This is a genomic window from Daejeonella sp. AP26, from assembly GCF_056680515.1.
Genome location: NZ_CM155286.1, coordinates 636,727 through 649,852, shown reverse-complemented (window position 1 = coordinate 649,852; position 13,126 = coordinate 636,727). Strand labels below are relative to the sequence as shown.

Genomic DNA, 13,126 nt, shown 5'->3' with positions numbered 1-13,126 from the left:
TTTTTAGAAAAGTAATTTTAGTTCTGCGGACGCTTATTACCTAACTTCCTCCATAGAAAATAAACGGGTATGCCGAGCAAAACAATAAGCAGTCCCCTTCCGCAGGTTGAAGGTTTGTAAATGAGCAGTACGGTACAAATAGCTCCTGCCAGAAGAATATATAGTGCTGGTAGTACGGGGTATCCTACGGCTTTATACGGACGATAAGCATCGGGTCTGGTCTTCCTTAGAATAAACAGACCAATAATGGTCACCATATAAAATAACAAGGATGAGAAAGTACAATAGTCTAGTAAATCGCCATAGGTACCTGACAGACATAATATAGAAGCCCATATTCCCTGGATGATCAGGGCAAATCCAGGCACATCGTTTTTATTCAGGGTGCCTGCTTTTTTAAAAAATACGCCATCTTTAGCCATAGCATAATATAAGCGGGCTCCAGAAAGTATTAGACCGTTGTTACAGCCGAAAGTTGAAATCATGATGAGAATAGCCATGATGATTACAGCGGCACTACCAAATATAGTAGCTATAGCAGCCGTTCCCACCCTGTCATCAGTAGCAAACATAATTCCGCGGCTCATTACGTCGTCACCACCAGGTGTGCCCATTACAGGTAGCAGCATCAGGTAGGCTACGTTAGCCAGAACATAAAGCACCGTCACGATCAGCGTTCCGAAGAATAAACTAAGTGGAATATTGCGTTGCGGGTCTTTTACTTCACCTGCCGTATAAGTAATGTTATTCCATGCATCGCTGCTGAACAAAGATCCAACCATAGCAGCACCAATAGCCCCCCATAAAACAATTCCGCTTAAATCTTTAGTACTCACGGTACCATCCGCATTGCCAACGGTTTGATAGGGTGTCCAGAAGTCAGTCATATTTGCAATAATTGCTTCGCCATTCAAGCCAAAATAAATCCCCAGAACTATCAGCCCGAGAAGAGATACAATTTTAGCGAGTGTGAATGTGGTTTGAATGATTTTTGCATTCCTGATACCCTGAAGATTTACATATGTTAGGAAAACAATTAGCAGAATAGCTAATAACTGCTGAGAGCTGAATTGCAAGAAACCCAGATCAGCAAGTATGATTTTAGGCCCGATAATGTCAGGTAGTAAAACGCCGGTAAATTTTGCAAAAGCTATGGCTACGGCAGCGATAACCCCGGTTTGAATCACCATAAAAACTGTCCAGCCAAACAGGAATCCGACTAACGGGCTATAGGCTTCCCGAAGATAAATATATTGACCGCCGGCTTTGGGCATCATGCCAGCAAGCTCTCCGTAACTTAGCGCAGCAATCAGGGTAATGACACCGGTTATAAGCCAGATCAGCAAAATATATCCAGGTGAGCCAACGGATCGGGCGATATCAGCGGTAACAATAAAGATTCCCGAGCCGATCATAGATCCGGCTACGATCATGGTGGAGTCGAGCAGGCCCAGCTCACGCTTCATGCCGGTTTGTTCTAATACTTGATTCATTAATTGGTGGTTAGGTGGTTAGTTTATTGCGTGGATAGTTGTTAGATTCAGTCTCGGTCTTTAAGAGTAATTTTAGCGGTAATTTAGTTGGTGTTAGCCATCAATTATTGAGAATTTGCTTAACCCATTGTTTCGTTTAGTTGGTGTTAGCCATCAATTATTGAGAATTTGCTTAACCCATTGTTTCGTTTAACAGCTGGTACCTTCTAAATATTCCATGATTGGCCGCTAAAGTATTTATAAAACTCGCATTAAAAAATTATCGCCGGCGTCGCAACGCTATTTTTTGTTAATCATTACTTTGCGAAACAAAAATCATTAAAACGTGACAATAAAATTTGTTTCCTGAATTAACGCTGTTATTTTTGGTAAGTTACGCTCGTGACTGTTTCAGTAATTCGGGCTCACCCTAATCAATAACCTAACCTTAAACCACTTTATGGAATTTTTACAAGACAATTTAATTTACTGTATTCCCCTCATGGGAATTATCGGCATCGTGGTGATGGCCTTTAAATCTGCGTGGGTGGTAAAACAAGATGCAGGTGATGAGAACATGCAGCAACTATCCGGCTATATTGCCGATGGTGCTATGGCATTTTTAAAAGCAGAATGGAAGGTGCTATCTTACTTTGCCGCCATTGCGGCAGTATTACTGGCCTATTCCGGCACACTGATAGAAACCTCAAGTTGGGTAATCGCCATTTCTTTCCTTATAGGCGCCTTTACCTCGGCGTTTGCCGGATACATAGGGATGCGTATAGCCACCAAGGCCAATGTTCGCACCACTCAGGCTGCCCGTAGTAGTCTGGCCAAAGCACTGCAAGTGTCGTTTACAGCGGGCAGTGTTATGGGTATAGGTGTTGCAGGTCTTGCAGTTTTAGGATTGGGGTCTCTGTTCATTGTATTTTACCAGATGTACGTAGTTAGTGTAACTGGTGCTACGGTTAACGGGGTCGAAATGGTTAAAGCTCTTGAAGTATTAGCCGGATTCTCCCTCGGAGCTGAATCTATTGCACTCTTTGCCCGTGTTGGTGGTGGTATCTATACCAAGGCTGCCGACGTAGGCGCCGACCTGGTGGGTAAGGTCGAAGCGGGAATTCCAGAGGACGATGTTCGTAACCCTGCTACAATAGCTGATAACGTTGGTGATAACGTAGGTGATGTTGCAGGTATGGGAGCCGATTTATTTGGCTCATATGTCGCAACTATACTAGCTACCATGATATTGGGCCGCGAAATAGCATCGAACGATAATTTTGGTGGCATTGCCCCTATCCTTCTGCCCATGCTTATTGCAGGTTTAGGATTATTGCTCTCTATAGTTTCAACGTATTTTGTCCGGATTAAAAAAGAAACTGACAGTGTGCAGAATGCATTAAACATCGGTAACTGGATGTCAATTATATTAACTGCGATCGCGTCTTATTTTGCCGTAATTTGGTTATTACCAGCTGGAGATTTCCATATGGTGCGTGATATGACAGCAGATGGAACCTTAAGGGAAGGTGCGCGCTTTTTCGACAGAATGGATGTGTTTCATTCCATACTTGTAGGACTGGTAGTAGGCACGTTGATGAGTTTGATCACAGAGTATTTCACTGCTATGGGCAGAGCGCCTGTACAGTCAATTATTAAGCAGTCTTCCACTGGGCATGCCACAAACATTATCGCAGGTTTGGCGGTGGGAATGAAATCGACAGTTATGCCAATCATCGTTCTGGCGGCAGGAATTTACGGTTCTTTCTACTTCGCAGGATTCTACGGAGTAGCTATTGCAGCTGCCGGTATGATGGCGACTACCGCCATGCAGCTATCTATTGATGCTTTCGGGCCTATCGCTGATAACGCCGGAGGTATTGCAGAGATGAGTCAGCTTCCTGAAGAAGTACGTCACCGTACAGATAACCTGGATGCAGTAGGTAATACTACAGCTGCAACCGGTAAAGGATTTGCAATTGCTTCTGCAGCTTTAACTTCGCTGGCCCTGTTTGCCGCGTTTGTGGGCGTTGCAGGTATTGAAAGGATCGATATCTACAAAGCTGATGTTCTGGCCGGGCTGTTTGTGGGCGGAATGATTCCTTTCATCTTTTCTGCTCTGTGTATCTCTGCCGTAGGTCGTGCAGCCATGGATATGGTACAGGAAGTACGCCGTCAGTTTCGTGAAATTCCTGGCATCATGGAATACAAAGCAAAACCAGAGTATGAAAAGTGCGTGGCTATATCCACTAAGGCCTCAATTCGTGAAATGATGTTACCTGGCGCTATTGCCTTAATTGTTCCAATCATTATTGGATTTTCTTTCGGTGCCGAAGTATTGGGAGGATTGTTAGCCGGTGTAACGGTTTCGGGGGTATTGATGGGAATCTTCCAGTCAAACGCCGGCGGAGCCTGGGATAACGCGAAGAAGTCATTTGAGAAAGGCGTGATGATCAACGGTGAGATGTTCTACAAAAAATCAGAACCACACAAGGCTTCAGTAACCGGAGACACCGTTGGAGATCCGTTTAAAGATACTTCTGGTCCTTCTATGAATATCCTTATCAAGCTGATGTCGATCGTATCATTGATTATCGCTCCTCACCTTGCTGAAGGCGTTTCCCATACCACTAAGACTAGTGAAGTACGTAAAGAAATCAAGGTGATTCAGCGAACAGATTCTTTAGGAAACACGCTGACCGACACGGTATTGAACACCACCGACACGTTGAGCCGTTAATTATTTGAATTATAAATGTTACTTAAAAGGGGATTTCAGCAACGAAATCCCTTTTAATTTATTAAAATAAATTAATTAGGTTTGGCGCTGCACTAAATCAAACCACATAGAAACACCTTAACTGAACCACAAATTATGTTTCACAGAAAATCTATTGAACAATTACTGTTTGAAGCTGGCCAAACTGGCGAAGGAACGCTAAAGCGTACCCTTACCAGTTTCAACCTGGTTTCTTTAGGAATTGGCGCCATTATTGGAGCCGGTTTATTCTCGCTAACCGGTATTGCCGCTGCCGAGAACGCAGGACCAGCTGTTACTATTTCCTTTGCATTGGCCGCCTTTGCCTGTGCTTTTGCCGGCTTATGTTATGCCGAATTTGCTTCCATGATACCGGTTGCTGGTAGTGCATACACCTACTCTTATGCCACCATGGGCGAGTTCATGGCCTGGATTATTGGTTGGGATCTAGTACTTGAATATGCCTTAGGTGCTGCAACAGTTGCTGTCAGCTGGTCGAGGTATCTTCTGGAAATCCTTCATAAATACGATATTAACCTTCCCCACGCACTGATCGTTTCTCCATGGGAAAAAATGCAGTTAGGTGACGGAACTGTTATTGACGGCGGTATGATCAATCTCCCGGCTATCTTTATTGTAATGATGTTATCACTTGTACTGATTCGTGGCACCAAAGAATCTGCAACTATGAATAACATCCTGGTGATTTTAAAAGTAGCTGTGGTACTGGTTTTCATAACACTGGGATGGAGCCACATCAATCCTGATAATTACGTTCCTTACATTCCGGAAAACACCGGCAAGTTCGAACACTTCGGCTGGACGGGTATTTCAACAGGTGCTGCAGTGGTATTCTTTGCCTTCATTGGCTTTGATGCAGTTTCTACAGCAGCCCAGGAAGCTAAGAATCCTCAGAAAGGTATGCCGATCGGGATTTTAGGTTCACTGGTAGTTTGTACTATTCTTTATGTTCTTTTTGCGCACGTAATGACCGGACTGGTTAATTATACTGATTTTGCGAACGATGCTAAGCCTGCTGCTACGGCCTTTGCCGTAACTGGTTACGCTTTCCTGCAAGATGCACTGATCCTGGCCATTCTGGCTGGTTATACTTCCGTCATACTGGTGATGTTAATGGGGCAATCCCGTGTGTTTTACACTATGGCAAAAGACGGCTTGCTTCCAAAGTTTTTTGCTAGTATTCACAAAAAATTCTCTACACCATGGAAAACTAATTTATTTTTCATGGTATTTGTAAGTTTATTTGCCGGGTTTGTACCAGTATCTGACCTTGGTCACATGGTAAGTATCGGTACTTTGTTCGCCTTTGTGCTGGTTTGTATAGGTATCATGGTGTTAAGAAAATCATTGCCTGATGCAATTCGTCCATTCAGAACCCCATTTGTACCGGTAGTACCAATTATTGGTATTGCGGTTTGTATGTACCTAATGTACTCACTACCTACCGAAAGCTGGTATCGTTTAGCCATCTGGATGGCTATTGGTATCGCGATTTACTTTGCATATGGTAAAAAACACAGTAAAATCCGTGAGATCCGTGACGGTAAGATCATTACCAAAGACCGGGAATAATTAATAATAAAAACTTCAAAAAAGGTTTCGGGTTCTTACTCGAAACCTTTTTTTGTATGGGCTAATTGTGACGGAGTATGAAAAAAAATAAAAACTTATGGGTACTAGTGTTTATAATGATCATCAATGCATTGGGCTTTGGGATTATTGTTCCATTGATATATCCATTTACAAAGCAGTTCGGCATTAATTCCCATACGCTTGGTTTGCTGATTGCCTCGTTTTCTATTGCCCAGTTTATCGCCACTCCCATTCTCGGCTCTTTATCAGATAAATATGGCCGCAGACCGGTTCTGATCATTTGCTTGCTAGGCACAACCATATCCTTTATTATGTTTGCCGAAGCCAGGTCAGCGCTCATGATATTTGCCGCGAGGATTTTAGATGGGGCAACTGGCGGAAATATATCTGTCGCCCAGGCGGTCATCTCAGATTCAACCAGCCCGGAGGAGCGTACAAAGGCATTCGGATACCTGGGTGCTTCGTTTGGGGTAGGTTTTATATTAGGGCCGTTACTCGGAGGTGTATTAAGTGAAGTCAGCCTTGCAGCACCATTCTATTTTTCGGCTGCTCTTGCACTCCTCGGCGCAATGATTACTTACTTTTTTCTAAAGGAAACTAATATGAACAAGGGCAAAGTTATAATTCAGAGGGGGGCGTTTTTTGATTTCTCTGCTCCATTCAAATCCCTGCTCAGGCCCGTCATCGGAATTGCCATGCTGATCGGTTTTCTAATGGCGATTGCCCAGTTCAGTATGATCATTGGCTTCCAAACATTTAATGTTGATGTATTAAAGCTATCGCCCTTACACATCGGCCTTTTCTTTACCGCCTTTGGAGTGGCAGGTATAATTATGCAGTTAGCTGGACTTCCGTGGTTGTTGCGAAAGATTAAAATCAAATCTGTAATACTGATTCTTTCACTTTCAGTAACAAGCTTGTCCATGTTAATTGCAGGCTTTTCCCAAACCTTATGGCCTTTTGCAGGGTGTTTACTGATGTATGGCCTGTTTAATGCTTTACGCGATCCGATGTTGAACTCAATTATCAGCGAAAATATAAATGCCGACGAACAAGGGTATATTTTAGGTGTAAATCAATCCTACCTGTCCGTCGGACAAATTATAGGGCCGCTTATCGCCGGTTTCATTTCCTTCTATTCAATCAATTATATCTTTATCGCTTCAGCAATTTTTATCATGATGGCCCTACCTCTCGCTGTGAAACTTTATAAGCAACTATCGGCAAGTCAGATTGGTTTTCATGACAAAGAGATCATTTCAAACAGGTAGGAATCTTGATCTCAATGATGCTTTCATGGCGGTAGATTATGGCAGGGAAATTCTCGTGACTGGGATCGGGATAGTCACATGGCACGCCCTGTTAACCTTTTATATGTTCGATTCAAGTAGCTTTGCCAACTGCGGTTGCCTGGGGCACTTCCATTAACTTGCCGGTCTTCACATCGTATATATACCCATATATCGGAATGTACTTTGGCACCAGCGGATGGTTTTTGATGCGCGCAACGTCATCCGTTACACTTTCTTCCTGGTTTTTGATAGTTAAAAATGTCATGAACTTTGCTTCGGGAGATCCGCCGTCTTCTTCATCCATGTTATGCCAGCCACTTTCGTCAATTGAGGCGGTCTTCAAGCTCTTCGCTAAAAGCTGGTGCATGATCTCGTCAGTAAAAAGGAGCATTCCACAATCCGTGTGATGAATTACAAACCATTCTGCCGTACCTAGTAGTTTATGTGAGATCACCAGCGAACGAATTGCATCATCGCTGGCACGGCCGCCGGCATTACGTATTACGTGGGCATCACCTTCAGCAAGGCCCGCATATTTGGCCGGATCAAGGCGCGCATCCATACAGGTCAGTATGGCAAATTTTCGAGCGGGTGGGAGCGCCAGGTTACTTTTCTCTCCAAATGATGATACATAACGTTCATTAGCCGACATTACCTCCTGGTGAATACGGCTGTTTTCTTTTTGCACTAAATCTGTTGCCATGGCTTTTTGATTTGACTTAATAGGATTACAAAAAGAAAGTCCGCCTGTTTTAATTTCGCAAAAATGCTTGTGAGGTATTTTTGATACAAAACAATTCTATCTTTAAAATAAACTATTTGGAGGGCTTGCGACAAAAAGCTAGGAAACTTAAAATGTCCATTTGCGATTACAGATATCCAACCGGGCTTTGTAGACACAAATATGGCCAAAGGGGAAGGAAAGTTCTGGGTTGCAACTGTTGAAAAAGCATGTAAGCAGATATTTGATGCAATTATCAGCAGAAAGAAAGTTTCTTATATTTCGAAACGCTGGCAATTAGTAGCGGCTGTGTTGGGTATAATACCAAGATTAGTTTATCAAAGAATTCAAGACTGTCACGTTTTATTCATCCAATCCTGCCAATTTTATTTTTATTGTGTTGGCAGTTTTTATCTTTATCGCTTAACCTTTTACAGGTTCAACTAAAAGAAATAAGATCTCCGTCTCAAATGGAAAACTACTACTTCAACTTCAACCAGATACTCTCAGTCACTATGATCCTTTTTGCGATCATCGATATCTTGGGGTCGATTCCAATAGTGATTAGCTTACGAAACAAGGCAGGACATATCCAGTCAGAAAAAGCCTCAGTTGTCTCTTTGGTTATTATGATCCTGTTCCTATTTGCGGGAGAGGCTATGCTAAATATTATCGGTCTCGATATTTCGTCATTTGCCATTGCGGGTTCTATCGTGATCTTTATCATCGCGATGGAAATGATTTTAGGGTTTGACTTTTTTAAGGAAGAAGCACCTGAAACTGTTTCTATCGTTCCTCTTGCTTTTCCGCTGATCGCTGGTTCAGGAACTTTAACCACCCTCCTTTCGCTAAAATCAGAATATGCTACCCAGAACATTATTGTCGGCATTGTTGTGAACATGATCTTTGTTTACATCGTGCTTAAAAACACTGCACGCCTTGAAAAGCTATTTGGAAAAACTGGTTTACATATTCTAAGAAAAGCCTTCGGGATAATCTTACTAGCTATCGCAATCAAATTGTTCAGGAATAATACAGGTTTGTAGGGCCTCACCCCTTCAGCGGGCCTGCTTGAACATGGTTTCTGCGGACCTCTCCAAAGGAGAGGGAATTGATGAATGGTGGGTCAAGGGAAAGCGGCAAACTTTTTGGCAGGCAGTAATTCACTGATACCGGGTTACTGATAAGCCCAACATCCTCTCCTTTGGAGAGGGAGTGCACAAGCCTTGCATTAACTACCACCGATGATAGGGTGAGGCTGGGGTAACATTTGTCAGGCTACTTAATCAATCTCGCCACAAACATCGTATCAGCTTTATGCTCGTATCCCTTAAGAATTTCGCTTGCTTCAAGCTTTAGGCCGTGCTTATTAACCAGATAATTGACCACATCCTCGTTCTCTTCTTTAAATACACTGCAAGTAATATAGACCAGAGGTTTACCGGGTTTCAAATATTTAATGACGTTCGCCGCAATTGTTTTTTGCAAATTTTGGAAACTTTGTATCTTAAATTCTTCAAACTGGCTGATCATCTCAGGTGTTCGTCCCCACGTGCCTGAACCTGTACAGGGAGCATCCAGGATGACCCCATCGAAATGAAAGCTATGTAGAATGGGGTCGGGGTTCTGAGTAAGATCTAAAAGTTTCTTTTGGTAAGTGCGTAGACCTGCACCAATAAAGCGCTCGTCAAGGTTGTTCAAAACACTTTCGCGAATATCTGAAACCACCAGCTTGATATGAGGTTCCTGACTAAAGAGTAATAGCGACTTGCCTCCTGAAGCTGCACAAGCATCCCACCAGTGTTCGTATCTGTTGGGCTTGAAGTAAGCAAGAGTTTGTTGTGATGAGAGATCCTGCACCTGGAAAGGGAAACTTCCTGTCGCATTGCGAACACCTGTCAGATATTCCGCAAAAATATGATCTAACTTGGTCCCGTTTGGAAGTGCTAACGTGTTCTCTCCTATTTCTTTAAAGATCACCCCTGCATTTTTTAAAGAGCCTTTAACTAGTTCTTCCTTGTTTGGATGTATCCGAATATATAAATCCGGTTGAACAAAAAGTGATTGTAGAAAGTGGTCAGGAGCTATCCCATTAGACAGATGGCCTATCCATGGAAACACTTCGGGTAACTTGAATCCATATTCCGACTGTAGCAGCGATATCTTGTCGGGAAGCGATAATCCGACCTGACCATTTAGATCTGGTCGAAAGTGCTCAAGGAAGCTATCGGGAAAGGTATTGCAAATAAACTCAGCCAGAAACAAACGCTCTTCTACGGGCTTCTTTATGGATGCATGACCAAGGCGGAAATGGTTATAAAGCAACCGGGTGGCGATACGCCGGTCGGTAGAACCCATCTGTTTGTTCTTCTTAAAAAAGCCTGGGAGAAATTTCGTTAAAGGTGTGTTTGCAGGATACTCTTCAAGAATTCGCAAAAAGGTTTTTAACTGTTGCTCTGCCCTCATTTCTCTATCTGCAATTCAAAACCCTGATATTTTAATATCATCAGCTCCGTATTTAAATATCCGGACGTTTCATCTTTCACAAAGCGAAAATCATTATGTAATCCCTTATAATCTCCGTCAGTCAGATGGTCTATGTACTGGCCGCCGTAGCGGGCTAAAAGCTTCCCGAAGAAATATCCGGTATCAAAGCCTTTGAAGGCGAACTCTGAAGGGTCGGATGCGTAATCTGCCTGATAGCGCGCTATAAACTGCTTGACATTTTTCGATTTGTAATCTACGTAATAAGAGGAAGTGATGCGGGTATTGAGCCACTGCATTTTTTCCGCATCCAGATATTGAGCCTTGACCCAATTTGGATGGCCGAATACCTCTATCTTAGAACCTGCCTGACTAACTTTATACAAACGATCTATTGTTGGGAGAACAAAATCCCGGCTAGAGGAAGCTATAATTACAAGATTGATTTTCGTATTAGATAAATGCTCTTCAAGACCAATAGAATTCGGCCGTTCATTAATTTTAAATCCATCAGACGAGAGATCATTTAAGTATGTTTTGAAGGGTGCGGCAAATTTCTCGTCATCATTTGAGCCTGTATTGATGAGCACTACATTCACCTTATCTGCTTTGTAGCTACGGTTGATAAAGTCGGCTACCTTCCAGCCATGCTGCTCAATATTATTTGTCAAACTAACCAGCCGTGGATTGTTAAACTGTGATGGATTGGTGGCTGCCAGAGGAGATACTTGCAGTTTATTTTTAAGGTCAGCGAACTCGCTGAACGTCTTTATAGACTCTGGAAATATTGGGCCTACTATAAGATCATTAGCTAATACAGAACGTGCTCTGGCAAGGTTCACAATATGAAGCTCACTTTCCCTTGAGTCGAAAACCTGTAATTTATAATTGGAACCTTCTTCAGAAAGCGAATCAAGCGCAAGCTTAAATCCCTGATAAAATTCAACCGCGAGGTCCGCCTTCTGAATATTCTTCAAATCGGCAGCCTCAAGGTTTATCTTATCTAAATTGAAAGGAAGCAGCAATGCCACGGAATGGGAGACAGCTTTTTCAGGTTCCTCCTTTTTTACAGGCACTTCTTTAACAGGCGTCGGCTTTTTAGGTGGAGCGGTTGCTACGGGCACAGTCTTTTTTGCACACGACGCCAGGAATACAACTAAGATAAATACCAGAAGCTTACTCCCATTCAATAGTAGCCGGCGGCTTGGAACTGATGTCATATACAACCCTGTTAATACCTTTAACATTATTAATAATCTCGTTCGATATTTTCCCTAACAACTCGTAAGGCAAATGGCTCCAGTCTGCGGTCATTCCATCAACCGAACCAACAGCACGTAAACAGATTACATGCTCATAAGTTCTTTCATCACCCATTACTCCTACTGATTGAACGGGTAGAAAGATCGCTCCAGCCTGCCAAACTTTGTCATACCAACCTGAGGTCTTCAGGTTATTGATGTAAATAGCATCGGCTTCCTGTAGAATTGCCACTTTCTCGGGTGTGATATCACCCAGGATCCGAATAGCCAATCCTGGTCCCGGGAATGGATGACGGCCTAAAATATTAGCATCAATACCTAAAGCCTTTCCAACCCGACGAACTTCATCTTTAAATAAGGTATTTAGGGGTTCAACCACCTTCAATTTCATGAAATCTGGAAGACCTCCCACGTTATGATGCGATTTTATAGTTGCTGAGGGGCCATTAACAGACACTGATTCAATCACATCCGGGTAAATAGTACCTTGTCCAAGCCACTTAACGTCCTGAACCTCGTGGGCAGCATCATCAAAAACTTCAATAAAAACACGGCCTATCGCTTTTCGTTTTAATTCCGGATCTTTTATACCGGCCAATTGACTTAAAAAACGCTCTTTAGAATTAACACCGCGTACATTCAAACCCATGTGCTTATACGACTCGAGCACCTGCTCGTATTCACCTTTACGTAAAAGACCGTTATCTACAAATATGCAATGAAGATTGGGACCAATAGCGCGGTGCAGTAAAACGGCAGCTACTGATGAATCAACGCCACCGGATAATCCTAATACTACTTTGTCATTTTGTAACTGCTCTTTTAACGTATTGATCGTTGTTTCAATGAACGCGTCTGGCGTCCAGTTCTGCGAGCAACCGCAAATATCAACCAGAAAGTTCTCAAGCAGTTGCTTTCCGTCAACAGAGTGGGTTACTTCAGGATGGAACTGAATACCATACACATTAGTATTTTGAACCTGGTACGCTGCTACTTTAACGGTTTCCGTACTCGCAATGATTTTGAAGTTCTCCGGTATCACGGCTATAGTATCACCATGGGACATCCAAACCTGTGAATCGGCGGATATCCTCTTCATTAATGGATTTTCCTCATCTATGAAGCCTAAGTTAGCCCGTCCATATTCGCGGGTCGAACTTGCTTTCACTTCACCTCCCGACTTCTGTGCCATGTATTGTGCGCCATAACATACTCCAAGAATTGGAAAACGTTCCTGAAGCATAACAAAGTCTACCTGAGGGGCATCTTCCTGCCGCACAGAATATGGACTACCCGAAAAAATAACCCCCCTGACAGATGAATCAAAATCTGGAAGATGATGAAAAGGATGAATTTCGCAGTAAACGTTTAACTCACGTACCCTGCGGGCAATCAGTTGTGTGTATTGTGACCCGAAGTCAAGAATGATGATTTTTTCTGGCATGGCGCAAAGATAATTATTTTGCGTTTGCAGGCGGATTCAAATTCAGGAAATTGCTGCAACTGTAATTCAGTGGGATATC

At 42.9% G+C, this 13,126-nt stretch carries 9 protein-coding genes; 4 read left to right on the top strand and 5 right to left on the bottom strand.

What is annotated here, in order from left to right:
• Positions 1 to 17: 17 nt before the first annotated feature.
• The gene (locus AC1MCB_RS02820; RefSeq protein WP_479967230.1) at positions 18 to 1,493 is read right to left on the bottom strand and encodes an APC family permease; all 1,476 of its coding nucleotides are present in this window, start codon (positions 1,491 to 1,493) and stop codon (positions 18 to 20) included.
• A gap of 439 nt (positions 1,494 to 1,932) precedes the next feature.
• Here AC1MCB_RS02820 and AC1MCB_RS02815 point away from each other — a divergent pair, with 439 nt between their 5' ends.
• The 3 genes from AC1MCB_RS02815 (at position 1,933) to AC1MCB_RS02805 (ending at position 7,115) form a co-directional block, all read left to right on the top strand.
• Positions 1,933 to 4,212, top strand: a complete 2,280-nt coding sequence (locus tag AC1MCB_RS02815; RefSeq protein WP_479967229.1) for a sodium-translocating pyrophosphatase — start codon at positions 1,933 to 1,935, stop codon at positions 4,210 to 4,212.
• Positions 4,213 to 4,347: 135 nt separating this feature from the next.
• Positions 4,348 to 5,823 carry an amino acid permease gene (locus AC1MCB_RS02810; RefSeq protein ID WP_479967228.1) on the top strand — a complete coding sequence of 492 codons (1,476 nt, stop codon included), beginning with the start codon at positions 4,348 to 4,350 and terminating at the stop codon, positions 5,821 to 5,823.
• 77 nt (positions 5,824 to 5,900) lie between these two features.
• On the top strand, positions 5,901 to 7,115 hold the full coding sequence (locus AC1MCB_RS02805; protein WP_479967227.1) for an MFS transporter: 1,215 nt from the start codon (positions 5,901 to 5,903) through the stop codon (positions 7,113 to 7,115).
• Positions 7,116 to 7,227: 112 nt separating this feature from the next.
• Here AC1MCB_RS02805 and AC1MCB_RS02800 read toward each other — a convergent pair whose 3' ends face one another.
• Positions 7,228 to 7,839: a beta-class carbonic anhydrase gene (locus AC1MCB_RS02800; protein WP_479967226.1), complete on the bottom strand. Its 612-nt coding sequence runs from the start codon at positions 7,837 to 7,839 to the stop codon at positions 7,228 to 7,230.
• Between the two features lie 488 nt (positions 7,840 to 8,327).
• Here AC1MCB_RS02800 and AC1MCB_RS02795 point away from each other — a divergent pair, with 488 nt between their 5' ends.
• The gene (locus AC1MCB_RS02795; protein ID WP_479967225.1) at positions 8,328 to 8,903 is read left to right on the top strand and encodes a MarC family protein; all 576 of its coding nucleotides are present in this window, start codon (positions 8,328 to 8,330) and stop codon (positions 8,901 to 8,903) included.
• A 232-nt stretch (positions 8,904 to 9,135) separates the two neighbouring features.
• Here AC1MCB_RS02795 and AC1MCB_RS02790 read toward each other — a convergent pair whose 3' ends face one another.
• Genes AC1MCB_RS02790 through guaA form a run of 3 tightly spaced genes read right to left on the bottom strand, consistent with a single transcriptional unit; the run spans position 9,136 to position 13,047 of the window.
• Positions 9,136 to 10,323 carry an RsmB/NOP family class I SAM-dependent RNA methyltransferase gene (locus AC1MCB_RS02790; protein ID WP_479967224.1) on the bottom strand — a complete coding sequence of 396 codons (1,188 nt, stop codon included), beginning with the start codon at positions 10,321 to 10,323 and terminating at the stop codon, positions 9,136 to 9,138.
• Positions 10,320 to 11,561, bottom strand: a complete 1,242-nt coding sequence (locus AC1MCB_RS02785) for an ABC transporter substrate-binding protein (protein ID WP_479967223.1) — start codon at positions 11,559 to 11,561, stop codon at positions 10,320 to 10,322. Before AC1MCB_RS02785 ends, AC1MCB_RS02790 begins: the two co-directional genes overlap by 4 nt.
• The gene (gene guaA / locus AC1MCB_RS02780) at positions 11,518 to 13,047 is read right to left on the bottom strand and encodes a glutamine-hydrolyzing GMP synthase (RefSeq protein ID WP_479967222.1); all 1,530 of its coding nucleotides are present in this window, start codon (positions 13,045 to 13,047) and stop codon (positions 11,518 to 11,520) included. The genes AC1MCB_RS02785 and guaA overlap by 44 nt, the downstream gene beginning before the upstream one ends.
• Positions 13,048 to 13,126 lie beyond the last annotated feature (79 nt).

Excerpts from the sequence above, each read along its gene's own strand:
- AC1MCB_RS02820 (WP_479967230.1), bottom strand. The coding sequence starts at position 1,493 with ATGAATCAAGTATTAGAACAAACCGGCATGAAGCGTGAGCTGGGCCTG.
- AC1MCB_RS02815 (WP_479967229.1), top strand. The coding sequence starts at position 1,933 with ATGGAATTTTTACAAGACAATTTAATTTACTGTATTCCCCTCATGGGA.
- AC1MCB_RS02810 (WP_479967228.1), top strand. The coding sequence starts at position 4,348 with ATGTTTCACAGAAAATCTATTGAACAATTACTGTTTGAAGCTGGCCAA.
- AC1MCB_RS02805 (WP_479967227.1), top strand. The coding sequence starts at position 5,901 with ATGAAAAAAAATAAAAACTTATGGGTACTAGTGTTTATAATGATCATC.
- AC1MCB_RS02800 (WP_479967226.1), bottom strand. The coding sequence starts at position 7,839 with ATGGCAACAGATTTAGTGCAAAAAGAAAACAGCCGTATTCACCAGGAG.
- AC1MCB_RS02795 (WP_479967225.1), top strand. The coding sequence starts at position 8,328 with ATGGAAAACTACTACTTCAACTTCAACCAGATACTCTCAGTCACTATG.
- AC1MCB_RS02790 (WP_479967224.1), bottom strand. The coding sequence starts at position 10,323 with ATGAGGGCAGAGCAACAGTTAAAAACCTTTTTGCGAATTCTTGAAGAG.
- AC1MCB_RS02785 (WP_479967223.1), bottom strand. The coding sequence starts at position 11,561 with ATGACATCAGTTCCAAGCCGCCGGCTACTATTGAATGGGAGTAAGCTT.
- guaA (WP_479967222.1), bottom strand. The coding sequence starts at position 13,047 with ATGCCAGAAAAAATCATCATTCTTGACTTCGGGTCACAATACACACAA.